We start from the raw sequence: 19,866 nt of genomic DNA on the forward strand, positions 1-19,866 counted from the left end.
TGCTACAGGAGCCTCAGTCTGCGATGTCGACCCCATACCTCAGTCGGTGATGTCGACCCCGTATCCGCGCGCGAGGCCGTCGAGGCCGTGGTCGTAGCCCTGGCCCATGGCACGCAGGCGCCAGACCGGGCCTCTGCGGTAGATCTCGGCGAGGAGCATGGTGCGTTCGGTGGTCGCGGCGTCCAGGGTGGCCCGGGCGAGGGGGGATCCGCTGCTGCCGAGGGCCGCACCGATCTGGATCGCGCCCACCGTCCCGAACGTAGTGGCGCCGTCGATGGCCGCTGCCACGACGACCTTGCGGGTCGCGGGCGGCAGCGAGGCCAGAGCGATGGCGATGGTCTGTTCGGCGGGGCCCCCGGTGAGGAGGCGCACGGTTCCGTCAGGACTCTCCGGGGCGCTGTAGAAGGTGAAGTCCTCGTCGGCGGTGACCTGTTCGTCCTCGTCGAGGAGGAAGGAGACGACGTCGATCTCGCAGTCGGCCTGCGGAGCCCAGCTCGCGGTGACGTACCACTCGGGTGCGTGGGCGCCGTGCGGCAGGGGCAGGTCGATGACGCCGCCCCTCGGCATCACGTGCGGCTCGTTCGCCCGGACGGCCACGGCGTCCTGGTCGGCGGTGGTCGGAGACGTGAGCCAGTCCCGGTCGTGCACGGGGAGTTCAATGGCGGTGATGCGGTTCATGCGCCGGTCGTCCTCCCCGCGAGGCAGGAGCACGACATCGGTGACGCTGGCGGACAGGTTGATGGCTGCTGACCCGCCCAGTTCGACCACGCGGGTACGGGCCGCCACAGCATCGGCATGGACGCCGCCAAGCACCAGCACCCGATGCCCGGACAGGGGCTCGTCCGAGGCGGCGACCGCAGGCTCTGCCCGGCGCGGGGCGGGCAGGGGCACGACGGGCGCGGCCGTGGTCGGAGCGGCGACTGCCGGGGTGGGTGCGGCGGGTGCGCCGGATGCCGTGAGGGACGAGGGCCCGACGGGCCCGGCTCGCCCTTCGTCCGGTTCGATCGCCGGGGCGACCACGACGGCGGCTGTCGCTTCATGGGCCGTCCCGTCCTGCACGTCGGACAGCAGGCGCAGGAAGGTGTCCTCGTCGATGACCGGCACGCCTTCAGTCAGTGCGCGCCGCGCCTTCGCCGAACCGGATGCCGGCGCGTTGGTGACCAGCGCGCTGGTGTACCGGCTGACGGAGGTCATCATGTTCAGCCCGGCGGCGACGCCTCGCCCTGTCAGCTCCGCCCGGGCGAGGGCGGTATCTCCGGTGATCGCGATCTTCATGCCCTGCCGCAGCGGTCCACCAGGAGTCAACCGTCCCGGATTGCGGTAGGCGCAGGGCGTCTTGGGCGGCTGCGGCGTGAACGCGGACTCTGCCCGCGGCGGGCAGCTCACCAGGGGCAGCGGCAGATCGAGCCGCGCCGCCGCGCGCAGCGATGCCCGCAGGATCCCGGCCAGCACCCGGGTGTCGTCCAGCGCATCGTGCGCCCGCTGCTGCGGTATGCCGTAGTGGGCGGCCAGCGTCCCCAGCTTCATGTCACGTGTGGGCGGATCCACCTGACGGTTCAGGGCCAGGGTGCACAGCCGCTGCGACACCGGCAGCCACCTCCGCGCACGGGCGAACTCGTGGGCCAGGAACTCGTAGTCGAACTGGGCGTTGTGGGCGACCAGGACCCGGTCCTGGAGCATCTCCGAGATCCGCCCGGCGACCTGGTCGAAGGTCGGCGCGCCCCGCAGCCTCTCGACGGTCAGCCCGTGCACCTCCACCGGCCCCGGATCGCATCCCGGGTTGAGCAGCGTGGAGAACTCCCCGGTCTGCCGGCCGTCCGGCCCGATCGTGACCACCGCGACGGACAGCACCCGGTCCCGCCGCGGCATCAGCCCGGAGGTCTCCACATCGACCAATGCCCAATCGCGGGCGTAGTCACCCGTGGCGGGCATGTCGAAGGAGGCGGAGGCGAGGCTCATGGTGTCAAGAATGGTCCGCTATGAGGGCCTGCTTCAAGCTGTATGCCGATTTGACCTGACACTGTCACCGCCAACTCGCCCCGCATGAGCGGCCGGCGCGGTATCGGGGATCGGGGATCGGGATCCGGGGGGGGGAGCCTTCCAGGCCGCACAAGCTCAGCCGGAGCCGGAACTCGTGACGGTCAGGACATCGACCATACGTCGAAGCCTGGCGCACGCACGTGCCGCTTCGGCCCCTGGAACCTGCACCTCCACGACGGCCCATGCGGCCTCCGAACCCGCGTACGTCAGCGCCATGACAGGCACGCTGCGCAGCGTGGCGGCAATCCTGCCGAGCGCTGCTCGACTGTCCCGGAGCGTCACGGTGAGCGTGCAGGTCGCCTGCTGTGCGAGCGGCGCCGGAGGGAGCGCTGAGACATCAGGGAGCACGGCCGCATCGAGCCCGCCGGCCCCGCGTCGAGTGCTCAACAACCCATATGTGAGGGCCTGCTTGAGGGCGTCGCACGACGCGGCGAGCAGGTCGTGCGAGGCGCCTTCCGCCTGCCATACGCGCCGCCCGTCGCTGAAACCGGCCCGGACACCGGTCTTCGCCGCGGTGCCGCCACCGCCACTGCCCTCCACGATGCGGACGTCGTAGTCGACCAACTCGAAGCGTGACACCTCGGGATACGCGGGTTGCAACGCCCGGCGCAGCGCGTGCTCGAGGGCGTTGACCGGGCCGTTGCCCTCCGCGGTGGCCATGGCGCGCTTGCCCCGGGCCTGGAGCTTCACCGTCGCCTCGGCGCATCCCGAGGTGTCAGGGCCGTCTTCCGTGATGACCCGCCAGGACAGCAGCTCGAAGAGGGCGCCTTGGCGGCCCGTGGCGTGAACGGCGTTGTCTGTCATGGGTGATGCTTCCTGTCCTGTCCAGGTCGCCGACCGTACGACGAAAACAAAAAGACCCCTCGCGGAATGCGAGAGGTCTGCGTGCGGGCGGTGGGCCGCCTGGGAGGGGTCGCCTCCAGGTCACCTCGGTGCCGGCACGCTGCCGCTAATAATGAGCCGACGCTGCATGGCGCGGATGTTGGCACGGTGTCAGGGCCAGGGCAACGCCGTCTCACACTGCGGACACGATGTCCAGGCCGGGTGATGCCCCCCTGATTCGTCATCCCGGACGAATTCGCCCCGCCCACCTTGTCGCCCACGACGAAGCTGGTGCCGGAGTGCCTGCCCTACCTTCCAGACATGAGCGGTTCGGTGTCCGAAGTGGGGAGTGAGCATGTGGGGGTTGCGCGCCGAAACGACGCCGGACTCGACGCATCAGTAAGGAGACCGCACACCGTGACCACCCGACGCCTGGGCATCGACGACCTGTACGCCCTCGACCTGCCGGAACAGCCGTCCCTGTCCCCGGACGGCACGCGCATCGTGTACGTGCTGCGCAGCGCCGACCGCGAAGACGACCGGGACCACTGCGCGTTGTGGACGGTGCCGACCGGCGGGGGAGCGGCCCGCCCCCTCACCCGAGGCACCGCCGACACCGCGCCGGCCTGGTCGCCGGACGGCCGGTGGACCGCGTTCCTGAGGGGACGGGGCGACGACGGCCCGGCCCAGCTGTGGCTGCTGCCCGCCGACGGCGGTGAGCCGGAGCAGGTGACGAGCCTGCCGCTGGGTGCCGGGGCGCCGGTGTGGAGCCCGGACGGCGCCGCGATCGCCTTCACGGCACCGGTCGACGACGAAGCCCCGGTCGAAGGCGCTGCCCAGGCCGCCGCAGACGCGCCGGTCGTCGCCGACCGTCTGGGCTACAAGGCCGACGGCTCAGGCCTGTTGCGTGCCGTACGCAGCCATCTGCACGTCCTCGACGTCGCCGCCCGCACCGTCCGCCGCATCACCCGCGGCGACTGGCAGGCCGGCGCCCCCGCCTGGTCGCCCGACGGACGCAGCCTGGCGTTCACCGCGGCACGCGACGAAGACGCCGATCTGACCTTGCGCTCGGCCGCGTACGTGGTCGACGTCGCGAGCCCGGGGGCCGAGCCGCGACGCGTCGGCACCGGCGAGGGCATGGCGTACGCCGTGAGTTGGACCGGCGACGGCGGCGCGCTGCTTGTCGTCGGCCGTGCCGACACCGAGGTGGGGCATGCGGGCCTGCTGCGCACCCCGCTCGACGGCGGACCGGCCGTCGATCTCGCCGCCGCACTCGACCGCAATGTGATGCCGGGCGGCCTCGGCTACCCGGGCGCCCTGCCCCGGGCGACCGCCGACGGCACGGTGCTGTTCTGCGTCCGCGACCGCGGCTGTACGCACCTGTACGCGACGCAGGACGGGGACGGTGCTCCTCGTCCGCTGGCCGCCGGCGCCGGGCGTGTGGTCTCCGGGCTCTCCGTGTCCGGCCGGACCGCCGCGCTCGTGCTGGCCACGCCCGGCTCGTACGGCGAAATAGCCACCGTGGACCTCGCGACCGGCACCGAGCAGGTGCACACCGCGCACGGCGGACGGCTGTCGGACGTGGAGCTCTTCGCGCACGAGGAGCGGGAGTTCACGATCTCGGACGGTACGACAGTGCAGGGGTGGCTGCTGCGCGATCCGGCTCGTACGGGTTATCCCGCGCCGCTCCTTCTCGACATTCACGGCGGACCCCACAACGCCTGGAACGCCGCCGCCGACTCCATCCACCTTTACCACCAGGTGCTGGCCGCACGCGGCTGGTCGGTGCTGCTGCTCAACCCCCGCGGCAGCGACGGCTACGGCGAGGAGTTCTTCACGGCCGCCGTGGGCGCCTGGGGGACAGCCGATGCCCCTGATCTCCTTGAGCCGCTGGACGCGCTGGTGGCCGAGGGAATCGCCGATCCGCAACGGCTCGCGGTCGCCGGATACAGCTACGGCGGCTTCATGACCTGCTACCTCACCAGCCGCGACAACCGTTTCGCGGCGGCCGTCGCCGGGGGCGTCGTCAGCGATCTGACCAGCATGTGCGGCACCTCCGACGAGGCCCACGCGCTGGCCGTCGCCGAACTCGGCGGCCTCCCCTGGGAGAAGTGGGAACGCTACGCCGCACTCTCCCCGTACAGCCAGGTGGACCAGGTCCGCACCCCGACGCTGATCCTGCACGGCGCCGCCGACGACCTCTGCCCCGCGGGACAGGCCGAGCAGTGGTTCACCGCACTGCGCCAACGCGGCGTCCCCACCCGCCTGGTGCTCTACCCGGGCGGCTCGCACCTGTTCCTCCTCAACGGTCCGCCCTCCCACCGCATCGACCTCAACCGCCGCATCACGGACTGGGTCGAGCAGTACGCCGGTGAACCCGGGCCCGCCCCGTCGGACACCGCGCACTGGCAACGAAGGCTCGCCCAACTCGCCGACCGGCACCGGGTGCCGGGCGCGGTCCTGGGCATCTCGCGCGGCGACGAGACCGTTCTTGCCGCGCACGGGGTGCTGAACAAGGACACCGGCGTCGAGACCACCGCCGACTCGCTCTTCCAGATCGGTTCGATCACCAAGGTGTGGACCGCGACGCTCGTGATGCAGCTCGTCGACGAGGGGCTCCTCGACCTCGACGCGCCGGTCGCCGACGTACTGCCGGGGCTGGAGCTCGCCGACGCGGCCACCGCGAAGCAGGTCACCGTACGCCACCTGCTCACGCACACCAGCGGGATCGACGGCGACATCTTCACCGACACCGGCCGCGGCGACGACTGCCTGGAACGCTACGTCGACCAGCTCGGCCGGGCCGCGCAGAACCATCCGCTGGGCGCCACGTTCTCGTACTGCAACTCCGGCTACGTGCTCCTCGGCCGGATCGTCGAGAAGCTCACCGGCCTGAGCTGGGACCGCGCCCTGCAGGAGCGGCTGAGCAAGCCACTGGGCCTTGCGCACACCACCACTCTGCCGGAGGAGGCGCTGCGCTTCCGCGCCGCGATGGGGCACGACGCGCAGGGCGACGCCGACCCGCGGCCGGTCCCGGCCTGGGGCCTGCCGCGCTCCGCCGGACCCGCGGGCCTGATCACCGCCTCGGCGGCCGACGTGCTGACGTTCGCCCGGATGCATCTGGCCGGTGGCCAGGGCGTGTTGTCGCAGTCCGGCACCGAGGCGATGACCCGCCGGGAGGTGGACCTGCCGGACGCCCACACCCTCGGCGACTCCTGGGGACTCGGCTGGATCCGCTTCGACTGGGACGGCCACCGCCTCATCGGCCACGACGGCAACACCCTGGGCCAGTCCGCGTTCCTGCGCCTGCTGCCCGACCAGGACCTGGCGGTCGTGCTCCTCACCAACGGCGGCGCCACCCACGACCTGTACCTGGAACTCTTCCGCGAGATCTTCGCGGACCTCGCCGGAGTCGACATGCCGCCCCCGCTGGAGCCGCCCGCAGAACCGGTAGAGGTGGACGTGGAGCGGCACTTGGGCCACTACGAGCGGGCCGGCACCCGCATCGACATCCTGGCCGGCGCCGAGGGGCCCCGGCTGCGGCAGACCGTCACCGGGCCGCTCGCGCACCTGATGCCGGAGCCGGTCCAGGAGTTCGACCTGGTGCCCGTCGCCGACGGCCGGTTCGCGGTGCGCCCGCCGGGCACCCGCAGCTGGATTCCCGTCACCTTCTACGGCCTGCCGACCGGCGAGCGATATCTGCACCACGGCGTCCGCGCGACGCCGAAGGTCAACTGACGTGGGTCAACTGACGTGGGTCGAAGGCGAAATGACATGAGAGGTCTGCACGTGAAGGGTTCCTCGGTGGAGGACGTGGAGGGTCTGTCCGTGGCGCGGTTCGAGGCCGCGCTGCCCGCGATGACCGCCGACATCGAGCGGCTCGTACGGGCCGAGTCGCCGTCGGCCGATCTCGACGCGGTGGCGGCGAGCGCGGCCGTGGTCGCGGCGATGGGCACCGCGCATCTCGGTGCGGCTCCGGAAGTGATCGTCCTCGACGGCCGTACGCATCTGCGGTGGCGCCTCGGTGACGGCCCGCGGCGGGTCCTGGTGCTCGGGCACCACGACACGGTGTGGCCGCTCGGCTCGCTCGCGACGCATCCCTGCGCGGTGCGCGACGGTGTGCTGCGCGGGCCCGGCTGCTTCGACATGAAGACCGGACTCGTGATGGCGTTCCACGCCCTGGCGGCCCTCGGCGCGGTCGACGGGGTCAGCGTGCTCGTCACCGGCGACGAGGAGCTGGGCTCGCCGTCCTCGCGGGAGTTGATCGAGGCGGAGGCGGCCGGCTGCGTCGCCGCGCTGGTGCTGGAGGCGTCGGCGGACGGCGGCGCCCTGAAGACGGAACGCAAGGGCGTCTCGCGCTACGAGGTACGGGTGCGGGGACGGGCGGCGCACGCGGGCCTCGAACCGGAACGCGGGGTCAACGCCACCGTCGAGGCCGCCCACCAGATCCTCGCCGTCGCCGCGCTCGCCGACCCGGCCGCCGGCACCACGGTCACCCCCACCCTGCTCGGCGCCGGGACCACGACCAACACCGTTCCCGCGCAAGGACAGTTCGCCGTGGACGTACGCATCCGTGATGCCGCCGAGCAGGCACGGGTGGACGACGCCCTGCGCGCGCTGCGGCCGGCCGTGGAGGGTGCGGTGGTCGAGGTGACGGGCGGCCCCAACCGGCCGCCGCTGTCGGCGAGTTCCTCGGCGGCGCTCTTCGAGCGTGCACAGGAACTGGCCGGCCGGCTCGGCCTGCGGCCGCTGACCGCCGCCGCAGTGGGCGGCGCCTCCGACGGCAACTTCACCGCCGGTGTCGGCACCCCCACGCTCGACGGGCTCGGGGCGGTGGGCGGGGGCGCGCACGCGGACGACGAGCATGTCCTGCTTGCCGAACTGCCCGCTCGTACGGCCCTGTTGGCGGCACTCGTCGACGACCTCCTCGGCGGGTCCGCCCGATGACGGACACCCCGCTCGCCGTGCCCCGCCCCACGGACGACGCCGCCACGGCGGCAGCATCGGCCGCCCGCGCGGCGGGCTGCACTGTCCGCACCATCGCCGAACTCGCCGACCTCGACGCCGTATGCCGCCTCTTCGCCGGGATCTGGCAGCCGGGCGGCGAGAACCCCCTGGTGACGACCGAACTGCTGCGGGCGATGACCAAAGCCGGCAACTACGTCGCCGCCGCCTTCGACGACGACGAACTGGTCGGCGCCTGCATCGGCTTCTTCGGACCGCCGCCGCACGGGGCGCTGCACAGCCACATCGCGGGCGTCGCGGGCAAGACGCGCGGCCGCAGCGTTGGCTTCGCGCTCAAGGTGCACCAGCGCTCCTGGGCGCTGCGGCGCGGCACGACACAGGTGTCCTGGACCTTCGACCCGCTGGTGCGGCGCAACGCCTACTTCAACATCGGCAAGCTGGCCGCCGAACCCGCCGAGTACCTGCCCAACTTCTACGGCGTGATGAACGACGGCATCAACGGCGCCGACGACACCGACCGCCTCCTCGTCACCTGGCGACTCCCCGCCCCCGAGGTCGCCGCCGCCTGCCACGGGAGTCCCGCGCGGACGGTTGCCGCCCCCGGTGCCGCGGTCGCCCTGGGCGTCACGGCCGAGGGCAGGCCCGCACCGGGCCGCGCCGACGGATCGCGGGTCCTGGTGGCCGTGCCCCACGACATCGAGCAACTGCGGCGCAGCGATCCCGCGTGCGCGGCCGACTGGCGCTCCGCGCTGCGGGAGGCCCTGGGCGGGCTGCTCGCCGAGGGGTGGCGGGTGGCGGGATTCGACCGGGCCGGATGGTACGTCCTCGTACGAAAGGAAGAAGTCCAGTGAAGCTCACCGGAATCGAACTCCGCGAGATCCGGCTGCCGTTGGTGGCACCCTTCCGCACGTCCTTCGCCACCCAGACCGAACGCGCCGCGCTGCTGCTGCGCGCGGTGGGCACCGAATCCGAGGGCTGGGGCGAATGCGTGGCGATGGCCGACCCGCGCTACTCCTCCGAGTACGCCGCGGGCTGCGCCGACGTGCTGCGCCGCTTCCTCGTCCCGGCACTGGGCGCGTGCGAGCGCCTGGACGTGCACGCGGTGGCCCCGGCCCTCGCGCCGTTCCAGGGCCACCGGATGGCGAAGGCCGCGCTGGAGATGGCGGTGTGGGACGCCGAACTGCGGGCGCTGGGCGTGCCGTTGGCCCGTGAGCTCGGCGCGGTGCACGACCGCGTGCCGTGCGGGGTCTCGGTGGGGATCATGGACTCCCTGCCGGAACTGATCGACGCGGTGACCTCGTACGTCGAGGAGGGGTACCGGCGCATCAAGCTGAAGATCGAGCCCGGCTGGGACATCGAGCCGGTGCGGGCCGTGCGCGAGCACTTCGGGGACGACCTGCTGCTGCAGGTCGACGCCAACACCGCCTACACCCTTGCCGACGCACGGCACCTGGCCCGGCTTGACCCCTTCCGACTCCTGCTGATCGAACAGCCCTTGGAGGAAGAGGACATCCTGGGCCACGCCGAGCTGGCGAAGGTGATCGAGACGCCGGTGTGCCTCGACGAATCGATCACCTCGGCCCGGGCCGCCGCGGCCGCGATCACCCTGGGCGCGTGCAGCATCGTGAACATCAAGCCGGGGCGCGTCGGCGGCTATCTGGAGGCCCGCCGCATCCACGACGTCTGCGTCGCGCACGGTGTGCCGGTGTGGTGCGGCGGAATGCTGGAGACGGGCCTCGGCCGGGCCGCGAACGTCGCCCTGGCGGCGCTGCCGGGCTTCACCCTGCCCGGCGACACCTCCGCGTCCGGCCGCTACTTCCGTACCGACATCACCGAGCCGTTCGTCCTGGACGACGGGCATCTCGTGGTGCCGAGCGGGCCCGGGCTCGGGGTGGAACCCGTACCGGAGGTGCTCGAAGAGGTCACGGTGAGCACGGAATGGATCGCCCTGTGACGGGCGGCCGCCGCGTCCACGACTTCACCGCGGCGGACGCCCGGCACATCCCGTCCCCGTCGAACCCTTGTCCTGACCGACGAACCATGGCCACAATCCCGTCCTGGCCGACGAACCACGGCCGTGACAGCCGCACCTGAGGCCGGAGGGGAGCGTGCCACCGTGACCGAACGACCACGAGCGGGCCTCGGCCGCGTCCTGGACGATCTGGGCACCACCCTGCTCGACCTCGTCTGCGGCGACCCGGAGAAGGCGGACGCCATCGGCGGCGTCGTCATCCACGATCCGCTCGACGAGCCCGTCCTGCCCCGCCAGGCGCTCGTCCTCGGCGTCGGCGTGCACGACGGGGCCGAGACCGCCCGGCTGCTCACCGAGCTCGGCGCGGCCGGCGCCGCCGCCCTGGTGGTGCGCGCGCCCGCCCCCTGCGACGCGGCGGTCACGGCCGCCGCGCAGCGGGCCGGGGTCGCGCTCCTCGCCCTCACCCGTGGCGCGTCCTGGGCGCAACTCGCCTCTCTGCTGCGGTCGTTGCTCGCCGAGGGCGATGTCGGCGAGGTGGGCGCGCAGACCTTGGGCGGCATGCCGTCGGGCGACCTGTTCGCCCTGGCCAACGCGGTGGCCGCGCTCCTCGACGCACCGGTCACCATCGAGGACCGCAGTTCCCGCGTCCTCGCCTTCTCCGGCCGCCAGGACGAGGCCGACCCCTCCCGGGTGGAGACGATCCTCGGGCGCCAGGTGCCCGAGCGCCTGACCCGGATGCTGGAGGACCGCGGCGTCTTCCGGTCGCTGTACCGCAGCGATCAGCCCGTCGAGGTCGACCCTGTCGGGAGCGACGAGTTCAACCTGCCGCGGGTCGCCATCGCGGTGCGCGCCGGGGACGAGATCCTCGGCTCGATCTGGGCCGCCGTGCACGCGCCGCTGAGCGCGGAGCGCACCCAGGCGCTGTGCGACGCGGCGAAGCTGGTGGCGCTGCACATGCTCCGCCAGCGCGCGGGGGCGGACGTGGAGCGCAGGCTCCGCGCCGACCTGGTGGGCACCGTCCTCGAGGGCGGGCCGGGCGCGGCGGAGGCCCTGGACCGGCTCGGCCTGGCGGACCAGGCGGGCGTCGTCCTCGCCCTGGCCGCACCCGACCGCTCCCCGTCCCAGGAGCCCGCCTCGGCCGCCCTGCACGCGCGGCACACGGCCGAACGGCAGCGCCTGGCCGACGCGTTCGCCATGCACTTGAGTGCCGTCCACCCCCGCGCCGCCGCGGCACTCATCGGCGACGTGGCGTACGGCATCCTGCCCGTGGCCCGGCACCAGCACGACGCCGAGGAGCGGGCGGCGCGCGTCGGGGCCGACTTCCTCAAGCGCATCGGCGAACGCCGGAAGCCGCTGATCGGCATCGGCCCCGCCGCCCCGGACGGCACCGCTCTTGCGCGCTCCCGGGGCGGCGCCGACCGCGCGCTGCGGGTCCTGCGCGCCAAGGCGGGGACGCGCCACGTCGCCCGCATGGCCGACGTGCACGTCGAGGCACTGCTGCTCGAACTCGGCGACCTCGCCGCCCAGCGCGGCGACCGGCCGACCGGCCCGCTCGCCCGGCTGCTCGCCTACGACCGGGAGCACGACTCGTGCCTGGTCGAGACGGTACGCGCGTGGCTGAACGCGTTCGGCGACGTCGCGGCCGCCGCCACGGCGATGTACGTGCACCAGAACACGTTCCGCTACCGGCTGCGCCGGGTGACCGAGGTCGGCGACATCGACCTCTCCGACCCCGACGCCCGGTTCGCGCTGATGCTCCAGCTGCGGATGCTGCCCCGGCAGGAGAGCCCCGGCGCCACCGCGCCGCTCGCCGAGGACGCGTCGCCGGCCGCGCCGGCGTGATGCCGACGCGGCCGGAGCGGCCGGAGCGGCCACGACGTACCGCCAACTCCGGGTAGGCAGGCCGACGGGCACGGCCCGCAGCCCCGTGGTGGGGGGACAACGCGGGGGAGCGGCGCTCATCGGGCGCTACCGACGGGCCGTCGGCCCCGCGACCGCCACACCTCACCCCGCGACCGCCACACCTCACCCCGCGACCGCCACACCTCACCCCGAGACCGCCACACCTCACCCCGAGACCGCCCCTGCCTCTTCCTGGTCCCGCCCGCGCCTCTCGCCAATCCCGCCCACACCTCTCCCTGGTTCAGCCTTGGCCTCTCCCCGGTTCCGCCCCCGCCTCTCCGCAATCCCGCCTCGGCCTTTCCCTGGTTCCGCCCCGCCATCCCCGGTCCCGCCCGCCCCCCTCCCCGGCCCCGCCCGCGCCCATCCGGCGTAGCCCAGCGCGAGGTGCCGCGCCGCCCGCGTGACGGTGAAGGGGAGTCGGCACCGGCGACGGCTTCAGCCGAGCCGCGCGGCACTGCCGGCCGGCGACGCCCCAGACCCGGACGGACGGAGACAGCCACATGATCGAGGACGCCCCGGAACGGACCTGCCCGGCCACACCCCCCGTACGCGAGTGGCCCGCCCAGGACCTGACCGGCACCGACTTCGACCCGGTCCTGACCGAGCTCATGGAGCAGGGGCCGATGCACCGGATCCAGTTGCCGCACGGCGAGGGCTGGGCGTGGCTGGCGACCCGCTACGACGACGTACGGATGATCACGAACGACCCGCGCTTCACCCGGCACGAGATCACCGAACGGCAGATCACCCGGCTCGCCCCGCACTTCAAGCCCAAGCCGGGCTCGCTCGCCTTCGCCGACGGCTCCGACCACCACCGGCTGCGCCGCGTCGTGGCACCGGCCTTCACCGCGGCCGGCGTGGAGCGCTTCCGGGGCCGCGCCCAGGAGGTCCTGGACGGCCTGATGGACGCCCTCCTCGCGGAGGGACCGCCCGCCGACCTCACCACACGCGTCCTCGGACCGTTCCCCGTCGAGGTCGTCTGCGAGGTCATGGGCGTACCCGTCGCCGACCGGCCGCAGCTCAAGGAGTGGACCGACCAGATCGTCTTCCCGTCGCAGGACGCGCAGACCACGGGGCAGGTGAAGGACCGGCTGTACGGCTGGCTCGGCGAGGCGATCCGGGCCCGGCGCGGCAGCACCGGCGAGGACATCCTGTCGCTGCTCGGCGCGGGCGTGGCCCGCGGCGACCTCAGCGAGGACGAGGCGGTCGGCGTGGCCGGACCGCTGCAGATCGGCGGCGAGGCCGTCACCAACAACGTCGGCCAGATGCTCTACCTGCTCCTGACCCGCCCCCAGCTGCTCGAACGGCTCACCGCAGAGCCCGAGTTGCGGCCCCGGGCCCTCGACGAACTGCTGCGCTACATCCCGCACCGCAGCGCCGTCGGCCTCGCGCGCATCGCCACCGAGGACGTCGACCTGCGCGGCCACCGCATCACGGCGGGCGATCCGGTCTACGTCTCCTACCTCGCCGCCAACCGCGACCCGGAGGTCTTCCCCGACCCGGAGCACATCGACTTCGACCGGGCCCCCAACCCCCATGTGTCCTTCGGCTACGGCACCCACTACTGCGTCGGCGGCCTGCTCGCCCGCCTGGAGATCGACCTGCTCATGGACGCGGTCCTGGACCGGCTGCCGGGCCTGCGCCTCGCGGTGCCGGCCGAGCAAGTGCCGTGGCGGCGGCGGGCGTTGATCCGGGGTCCGCAGGCGCTGCAGGTCGGATGGGAATCAGGCGTCTGAGCGCGCGGCGTCGCTGTGGCGCGTCAAGCAGGCGCGCCTCGCACCTGCCTCCCTCGCACCTGCTCCCTCGCACCTGCCCCCTCGCGCATTCCCCTCGTGCGTCCCCGAAGCGGCTACGGCTGCTTCGGGGACGCCGCCGCGAGCGCGTCGACGCTGCCGGACATGACCGTGCGCAGATGCGCGGTGAGGTGGTCCAACGGCCAGTCCCACCAGGCGAGTTCGAGCAACCGCGCGATGTCCTCGTCGCTGTGGCGGCGGCGGATGAGCTTCGCCGGGTTGCCGCCGACGATGCCGTAGTCCGGAACGTCGTCGACGACCACGGAGCCGGACGCGATGACCGCACCGTGGCCGATGCGCACGCCGGGCATGACCATCGTCCGGTAGCCGAACCACACATCGTTGCCGACCACCGTGTCGCCCCGCCCGGGCAGGCCGGTGATGAGGTCGAAGTGCTCGGTCCACGAGCCGCCCATGATGGGGAAGGGGAACGTCGAGGGGCCGTCCATGCGGTGGTTGGCGCCGTTCATGATGAAGCGGACGCCCGTGCCGAGCGCGCAGAACTTCCCGATGACGAGCCGCTCGGGACCGTAGTGGTAGAGCACGTTGCGGGTCTCGAACGCGGTCGGGTCGTCCGGGTCGTCGTAGTACGAGAACTCCCCGACCTCGATCAACGGTGACTTGACCAGCGGCCGCAGCAGCACCACGCGCGACTGGTCGGGCATCGGGTGCAGCACGTTCGGGTCGGCGGGCGGGCCGGGCAGAGCGGGCATGGTGCTTCGACTCCCTTGCTGGATGCGGACGGACTTGCCGGGTGCGGACGGACGGCTTCGACCGCAGTGCGGCCCCGGGCGAGCCTAGGCGGCCACCCGGTCGGGCAGGTCGAAGAGCGGGAACAGACGCTCGGTGTCGCGGAAGAAGCTGATGCCCCGGATCCGGGAGTCCGCGATGTCGAGGACCTGAAGTGCCCACGGCTCGAAGCCCGTTCCGTCCGCGCAGGGCCGGTACTGGCCGAACGCGGGCACCCCGTTGGCCATCGTCGGCACCAGGTGCGAGCCCCGGCACCCGATCGCGGGCCCGGTCAGCCACGCCTCGACGTCGTCGAAGCCGCGCATCCACATCGGGTAGGGCGGCAGCGACAGCGTGACGTCGACGTGCAGCAGCATCGCCAGCATGTCCATGTCGTACGCGGCGAAGGCGGCCGCGTACCGGTCGGCGAGTACCTGCTGGGTGTCGCTGGGGGCCACCGGCTCGCGCTCCGCCTGCGGTGGTGTGCGGTGCGCGGCGAGCGTGGAACGGGCGCGCTGCAGCGCGCTGTTGACCGAGGCGACGGAGGTGTCCTGAAGCTCGGCCACCTCGCCCGCGGAGAGCCCCAGGATCTCCCGCATGAGCAGGACGGCGCGCTGCTTGGGCGGCAGGTGCTGCAGCGCGGCGACGAACGCGAGGCGGATGGACTCGCGGTCCGTGACCACCTCGGCCGGATCGGCGGGTGCCGCCGAGGTGCGGCCGTCGGGGCACGGCTCGATCCACCGAGAGGCGTCGAGCGGGGTGCCCGGCCCGGTCGCGCCGCTGGTCGGTCCGGACAGGTCCATGGGCGTCGCCCGGCGCCCGCGGCCGGCGAGCGCGTCGAGGCAGACGCGGTGGGCGATGCTGTACACCCACGTACGCAGCGACGAACGCCCCTCGAAACGCGCGGCGTTGCGCCAGGCGCGGACCATGGTCTCCTGCACCGCGTCCTCGGCGTCGAAGGCCGAACCGAGCATCCGGTAGCAGTAGCCGGTGAGTCCGCCGCGCAATTCCTCGATCGAGCCGGTCAGCGCCTCAAACTCCGTCACGCGAGCCCCCATTGACACAAGATCCACTGTCGCCGGGCCATGCTAGGCGGCGATCTTCAATGGTGCCACTGGTACAAGATCGGGCAGAAGTTACAGACAAGTTACCTCGGGTAACTGGTGACTTAACACGCGAACCCCAGTAGAACCTGTTCCCATTCCATCGAGAGTGAGGAACGTCACATGAATGGCACCACCATGCATGATAGCGGCTCCAAGGGCTTCTCCCGTCGAGGCTTCATCGCTGGAACTGGTTCTATTCTCGGGGCCGTTGTGCTGGCCGGTCAGGCGGGCGCGGCCGAGGCACCCACTCGTTCGGCCTCGGCCGCGGCGTCCCTGATCGCGAACGGCGCGAACGTCCCCGTCCTGGTGATCGGCACCGGCTACGGCGGCTCCGTGGCCGCCCTGCGCCTGGCCCAGGCGGGCGTCGACGTGCAGATGGTCGAGATGGGCCAGGACTGGGTCACCCCAGGCTCCGACGGCAAGATCCACCCAAAGGTCACCAGTCCCGACTACCGCTCGTTCTGGATGCGCACCAGAACCAAGGCGCCGCTCAGCAACTTCCTCGGCTTCCCGATCGACAAGGACGTACCGAAGTACGCCGGCATCCTGGACGCCGAGGACTTCGCCGGCATCACCGTGTACCAGGGGCGCGGTGTCGGCGGCGGCTCGCTGGTCAACGGCGGTATGGCCGTCACGCCCAAGCGGCAGAACTTCGCCTCCGTGCTGCCGACGGTCAACGCGGACGAGATGTACAACACCTTCTACCCGAGGGCCAATTCGGGCCTCGGTGTCGGCCAGATCGACCCTGCCTGGTTCGAGCGGACGTCGTACTACCAGTACTCGCGGGTCGGGCGCAAGCACGCCCAACGCTCCGGCTTCGCCTGGACGTTCGTCCCGGACGTATACGACTGGCCCTACATGGTGGCCGAGGACAACGGCACCGTCCCCAAGTCGGCACTCGCCCAGGAGATCCTCTACGGCAACAACTACGGCAAGAAGACCCTGCCGAAGACCTACCTCGGCCAGGCCAAGGCCACCGGCAAGGTCACCATCTCCCCACTGCACGAGGTCACTTCGGTTGCTCCTGCCTCGGGCGGCGGCTACCTCGTCACCATGAAGCAGATCAACACGGACGGCGCCACCGTCGCCACCAAGACCGTCCAGGCGGCGAAGGTGTTCTTCGCGGCCGGCAGCGTCGGCACCAGCAAGCTCCTGGTCAAGCTCAGGGCCACCGGTGCCCTGCCGGGCCTCAGCGCCGAGGTCGGCAAGGGCTGGGGCGAGAACGGCAACGTGATGTGCGGCCGGGCCAACCACGTGTGGGACGCGACCGGCGACGTCCAGTCGACGATCCCCTGTTCCGGCATCGACAACTGGGACGCGGGCGGCGCGTTCGCCGAGGTCGCCCCGCTGCCGACCGGCATCGAGACCTTCGCCTCGTTCTACCTGTCGATCACCAAGACCACGCGCCGCGCCGACTTCAGCTACAACGCGGGCACCGGAAAGGTCGACCTGTCCTGGCAGACCGCCTGGAAGCAGGACTCGATCAACATGGCGAAGTCCATCTTCGACAAGATCAACAGCAAGGAGGGGACGATCTACCGGACCGACCTCTTCGGCAGCAACAAGATCTGGGGCGACCACCTCACCTACCACCCGCTGGGCGGCGCGGTCCTGGACAAGGCGACCGACAACTACGGGCGGCTGCGCGGATATCAGGGGCTGTACGTCATCGACGGCGCGCTGATCCCCGGCAACACCACCGTCAATCCGTTCGTCACCATCACGGCGCTCGCGGAGCGGAACATCGAGAAGATCATCGCTACTGATCTGTGAGCGACAGCTGCGAGGTCACCTGAGTGACCTTCTCCGGTACCGGCCTGTGCGGGGCCGGTACGCAGTCGGGGCCGACCGGATGCACCCGGTCGGCCCCGTCCGCGTACCGCTGAAAGCACCGGCGGTACGCAGCTCAATGCGTCAGCAGTACGTAGATCAATGCGTCAGCAGTACGTAGATCAATGCGTCGGCAGTACGCAGGTCAATGCGTCGGCAGTACGCAGACGCTGTCGAGCCCGAGCACGTGGTTGAGCCGCCCGAAGGCCAGCCACGACCCGATGTCCATGCTCAGCTCGACGATCTCGGCCTGGCTGTAGTGCGCGGTCATCCGCTCCCAGAACTCGTCGTCCAGGCCGTGGTGGTCGAGCGCGTACCGCTCGGCGTACTCGGCGGCCAGGCGGGCGCGGTCGTCGAAGGCGTCGGTGGTGCGCCACTCGTCCACGGCCTCCATGAAGGACTCCTCGACCTTCTCGCCGTCGTCCCGCTCGGTGCGCCAGTCGAGGCAGAACTGGCACCCGTTGATCTTCGCGATCACCAGGCGCGCGGCCTCGAACTCGCGCAGCCCGAGCTTGGTGTGGGAGTACACCGACAGCGAGAAGTTCGCGGCGGCCATCCCGATCTCGGGGACCATGTCGCCCCACACGTACCCGATCGGCTCCTGGCCCTCGGGGATGTCGATGATCATCGTTGCTTCCTTCCGAGTTTGCCGACTGCGGGGCGCAGCGGGACATCCAGCGCGTCGTACAGTCCGGGTTCCTGCTCCACCAGCCAGTCGATGGCGCCGACCAGGCGGCCGACCGCGGTGGCGTTGCCGCCCGCGGAGCGGTTGCCGCCCTCGTCGGTGGCCTCGACGGTGACCTCGATGTGCGGGCGGCCCTCGATGATCACGCGATGCGCGCCGACGCCGTCCGGCGGGGTCGGCCAGTCCGGCGCGCAGGAGGGGTGGATGCGGGTGACGTGCTCGATGACGAGGGCCGGCTCGCCGTCGACGATGCCCTGCACCTCGAAGCGGACGGCGCCCTGGGTGCCGGCCTCGAAGTCGCCCATCGTCTTGGTGCTGACCGTGGCATCGAGCGCCCGGCGGTCCAAGGTCTCGCGGATCTCGTCGAGTTCGACGCCGAGCGCCCGGGCCATCAGGCGGACCTGCCCGCCCCACACCATGCCCGGTACGCCCGGCCACAGCATCGGCGGGTCGTAGTCCATCGGCTGGCCCATGCCGACCAGCATCCGGACCGAGTCCTCCTGGTCGTACGTCGAGTAGTCGAAGATCTCCTGGCAGCGGATCACGTCGACGGTGGAGCCGAGTCCGCTGATCAGCAGGGGCAGTACGTCATTGCCCCAGCCCGGATCGACTCCGGAGGCGAACAGTGAACCGCCGCCCTCCGCGACGGCCGCGACCATCGGGTCCAGGTACTCGGGCGGGGCGCTGCGATGGTCGTAGAGGGGATAGAGGGCGGGGGAGACGACGACGGCCCCGGTCCGGATCGCCCGCGCGATGTCGGCGATCGCGTCGTCGGGCCGGATGTCCCCGGACGCGGCATACACCACGGCCCGGGGCCCGGCGGCGAGCACCGCTTCGATGTCGTCGGTCGCGGCCACCCCCAACTCGGTGTCGAGCCCGGCCAGATGGCCCGCGTCACGGCCGACCTTGGCGGGATCGTGGACGAGGACAGCGGTGAGTTTCAGTGCGGGATGGGCGTCGACGGCACGGATCGCCGCGCGGCCGACATTGCCGGTACCCCAGACAACCGTGGAAATCATGGGCGGAGGGTAGCGAGACGGCCCATAGGTTCCTAGAGCTGTGCGCGGGGGAAATGACTGGGCGTCAGATCGCCGATGGCGCCTGGTCCTTGCCGAGGAACTCTGTAACGGTCCGGGTGAATCCGTTCGGGTCGTCCAGCCACGGGAAGTGGCCCGCGCCCGGCTGCACATGCAGTTCCGCACCCGGCAGCAACCGGGCGATGTCCGCCGCGACTTGGGGGCGCGGCCCGCTGTCCCGCTCGCCCGCGAGCAGCAGGATGCGGGCGTCGAGCGCGGCCAGGGCGGCGCGGGCCGCGTCCGGGGCGAAGGCGCCCGCGGAGGCGTAGGCATCGGCGGCCTGCTCGTTGGTCTGCTCCAGGTCGGCCGCTGCGTGCGCCTTCGCCGTCGCGTCCCAACGGCCGTAGAAGAAGGGCGCGGCGGCGTCGAAGTCGGCGTCGGCGGCAGTCCCGGCCAGGATCCGCTCGTACGCCTCCAGCGCGGACGCGAACCACGGCTCGCCCGCGCGCAGTGCGGCCGCCTCCCTGCGCTGCTCCTCGGTGAAGTCGACGCCGATGGCGCGGGCACGGGCCGTGATCAGGGTCAGGGAGCGGATGCGCCCGGGGTGCCGGGCCGCGTAGAGCAGGGCGAGATCGCCGGCCGCCGAGTGCGCGAGCAGGTCGATGCGGTCCAGGCCGAGGTGGCCGCGCAGCGCCTCGACGTCCTCGATCTGCCGGTCGCAGCGGTACGTCGCCGGGTCGGCCGGCGCCGCGGAGTCGCCGGTGCCGCGCAGGTCGAGCATGATCAGGCGGCGCCGCGCGGACAGACCGCCGAGATCACCGAGGTAGGCGGAGGCGCGCATCGGCCCGCCGGGCAGGCAGAGCAGCGGCTCGCCCTCCCCGGACACGTGGTAGGCGAGGCGGGTTCCGTCGGGCGCGGTGAACGTGGTCATGCGGGCATCCTCACCGCGCGGCGGCGATCATGGCAAGTACTTGGTTGACGAGGCGCGACTTGCCCGGGTTTGCTG

Annotated in this window: 14 protein-coding genes; 7 read left to right on the forward strand and 7 right to left on the reverse strand. The window is 72.1% G+C overall.

Annotated elements, in window-relative coordinates:
- Positions 1 to 39: 39 nt before the first annotated feature.
- The gene (locus OG430_RS43695; RefSeq protein WP_327358227.1) at positions 40 to 1,959 is read right to left on the reverse strand and encodes a TerD family protein; all 1,920 of its coding nucleotides are present in this window, start codon (positions 1,957 to 1,959) and stop codon (positions 40 to 42) included.
- A gap of 156 nt (positions 1,960 to 2,115) precedes the next feature.
- Positions 2,116 to 2,844, reverse strand: coding sequence for an alpha-isopropylmalate synthase regulatory domain-containing protein (locus OG430_RS43700; protein ID WP_327358228.1), 729 nt, complete (start codon positions 2,842 to 2,844; stop codon positions 2,116 to 2,118).
- Positions 2,845 to 3,279: 435 nt separating this feature from the next.
- Between OG430_RS43700 and OG430_RS43705 the strand changes: the two genes are divergently transcribed.
- From OG430_RS43705 to OG430_RS43730, 6 genes are all read left to right on the forward strand, one after another.
- Positions 3,280 to 6,600, forward strand: a complete 3,321-nt coding sequence (locus OG430_RS43705; RefSeq protein WP_327358229.1) for a serine hydrolase — start codon at positions 3,280 to 3,282, stop codon at positions 6,598 to 6,600.
- Between the two features lie 120 nt (positions 6,601 to 6,720).
- Positions 6,721 to 7,809, forward strand: a complete 1,089-nt coding sequence (locus tag OG430_RS43710) for a M20/M25/M40 family metallo-hydrolase (RefSeq protein ID WP_327359465.1) — start codon at positions 6,721 to 6,723, stop codon at positions 7,807 to 7,809.
- Positions 7,806 to 8,678 carry a GNAT family N-acetyltransferase gene (locus OG430_RS43715; protein ID WP_327358230.1) on the forward strand — a complete coding sequence of 291 codons (873 nt, stop codon included), beginning with the start codon at positions 7,806 to 7,808 and terminating at the stop codon, positions 8,676 to 8,678. The genes OG430_RS43710 and OG430_RS43715 overlap by 4 nt, the downstream gene beginning before the upstream one ends.
- The gene (gene menC, locus OG430_RS43720) at positions 8,675 to 9,781 is read left to right on the forward strand and encodes an o-succinylbenzoate synthase (RefSeq protein ID WP_327358231.1); all 1,107 of its coding nucleotides are present in this window, start codon (positions 8,675 to 8,677) and stop codon (positions 9,779 to 9,781) included. Before OG430_RS43715 ends, menC begins: the two co-directional genes overlap by 4 nt.
- A gap of 162 nt (positions 9,782 to 9,943) precedes the next feature.
- Complete coding sequence (locus tag OG430_RS43725; RefSeq protein WP_327358232.1) at positions 9,944 to 11,641, forward strand: PucR family transcriptional regulator; 1,698 nt, start codon at positions 9,944 to 9,946, stop codon at positions 11,639 to 11,641.
- A gap of 560 nt (positions 11,642 to 12,201) precedes the next feature.
- A complete protein-coding gene (locus OG430_RS43730) occupies positions 12,202 to 13,437 on the forward strand; it encodes a cytochrome P450 (protein ID WP_327358233.1) in 1,236 nt (411 codons plus the stop codon).
- A gap of 113 nt (positions 13,438 to 13,550) precedes the next feature.
- Here the strand turns inward: OG430_RS43730 and OG430_RS43735 are convergent, their stop codons facing one another.
- Both OG430_RS43735 and OG430_RS43740 read right to left on the reverse strand, forming a co-directional pair.
- The gene (locus OG430_RS43735) at positions 13,551 to 14,207 is read right to left on the reverse strand and encodes a CatB-related O-acetyltransferase (protein WP_442816663.1); all 657 of its coding nucleotides are present in this window, start codon (positions 14,205 to 14,207) and stop codon (positions 13,551 to 13,553) included.
- A gap of 84 nt (positions 14,208 to 14,291) precedes the next feature.
- Positions 14,292 to 15,281, reverse strand: a complete 990-nt coding sequence (locus OG430_RS43740) for a sigma-70 family RNA polymerase sigma factor (protein WP_442816664.1) — start codon at positions 15,279 to 15,281, stop codon at positions 14,292 to 14,294.
- 168 nt (positions 15,282 to 15,449) lie between these two features.
- Between OG430_RS43740 and OG430_RS43745 the strand changes: the two genes are divergently transcribed.
- Positions 15,450 to 17,102 carry a GMC oxidoreductase gene (locus tag OG430_RS43745; protein WP_327358235.1) on the forward strand — a complete coding sequence of 551 codons (1,653 nt, stop codon included), beginning with the start codon at positions 15,450 to 15,452 and terminating at the stop codon, positions 17,100 to 17,102.
- A 202-nt stretch (positions 17,103 to 17,304) separates the two neighbouring features.
- Here OG430_RS43745 and OG430_RS43750 read toward each other — a convergent pair whose 3' ends face one another.
- The 3 genes from OG430_RS43750 to OG430_RS43760 all read right to left on the reverse strand — a co-directional run bounded on the left by OG430_RS43750 (position 17,305) and on the right by OG430_RS43760 (position 19,791).
- Entirely contained in the window at positions 17,305 to 17,787 is a 483-nt protein-coding gene (locus OG430_RS43750; RefSeq protein WP_327358236.1) for a carboxymuconolactone decarboxylase family protein, read from the reverse strand.
- The gene (locus tag OG430_RS43755; protein WP_327358237.1) at positions 17,784 to 18,863 is read right to left on the reverse strand and encodes an NAD(P)H-dependent amine dehydrogenase family protein; all 1,080 of its coding nucleotides are present in this window, start codon (positions 18,861 to 18,863) and stop codon (positions 17,784 to 17,786) included. Before OG430_RS43755 ends, OG430_RS43750 begins: the two co-directional genes overlap by 4 nt.
- A 64-nt stretch (positions 18,864 to 18,927) precedes the next feature.
- Positions 18,928 to 19,791: an alpha/beta fold hydrolase gene (locus OG430_RS43760; protein WP_327358238.1), complete on the reverse strand. Its 864-nt coding sequence runs from the start codon at positions 19,789 to 19,791 to the stop codon at positions 18,928 to 18,930.
- Between the last annotated feature and the right edge of the window lie 75 nt (positions 19,792 to 19,866).

It is taken from the genome of Streptomyces sp. NBC_01304, assembly GCF_035975855.1.
GTDB lineage: Bacteria > Actinomycetota > Actinomycetes > Streptomycetales > Streptomycetaceae > Streptomyces.

Bases quoted from the DNA above. Each gene is read 5' to 3' on its own strand.
- OG430_RS43695 (WP_327358227.1), bottom strand. From the start codon at position 1,959: ATGAGCCTCGCCTCCGCCTCCTTCGACATGCCCGCCACGGGTGACTAC.
- OG430_RS43700 (WP_327358228.1), bottom strand. From the start codon at position 2,844: ATGACAGACAACGCCGTTCACGCCACGGGCCGCCAAGGCGCCCTCTTC.
- OG430_RS43710 (WP_327359465.1), top strand. From the start codon at position 6,721: ATGACCGCCGACATCGAGCGGCTCGTACGGGCCGAGTCGCCGTCGGCC.
- OG430_RS43715 (WP_327358230.1), top strand. From the start codon at position 7,806: ATGACGGACACCCCGCTCGCCGTGCCCCGCCCCACGGACGACGCCGCC.
- OG430_RS43730 (WP_327358233.1), top strand. From the start codon at position 12,202: ATGATCGAGGACGCCCCGGAACGGACCTGCCCGGCCACACCCCCCGTA.
- OG430_RS43735 (WP_442816663.1), bottom strand. From the start codon at position 14,207: ATGCCCGCTCTGCCCGGCCCGCCCGCCGACCCGAACGTGCTGCACCCG.
- OG430_RS43740 (WP_442816664.1), bottom strand. From the start codon at position 15,281: ATGGGGGCTCGCGTGACGGAGTTTGAGGCGCTGACCGGCTCGATCGAG.
- OG430_RS43745 (WP_327358235.1), top strand. From the start codon at position 15,450: ATGAATGGCACCACCATGCATGATAGCGGCTCCAAGGGCTTCTCCCGT.
- OG430_RS43750 (WP_327358236.1), bottom strand. From the start codon at position 17,787: ATGATCATCGACATCCCCGAGGGCCAGGAGCCGATCGGGTACGTGTGG.
- OG430_RS43755 (WP_327358237.1), bottom strand. From the start codon at position 18,863: ATGATTTCCACGGTTGTCTGGGGTACCGGCAATGTCGGCCGCGCGGCG.
- OG430_RS43760 (WP_327358238.1), bottom strand. From the start codon at position 19,791: ATGACCACGTTCACCGCGCCCGACGGAACCCGCCTCGCCTACCACGTG.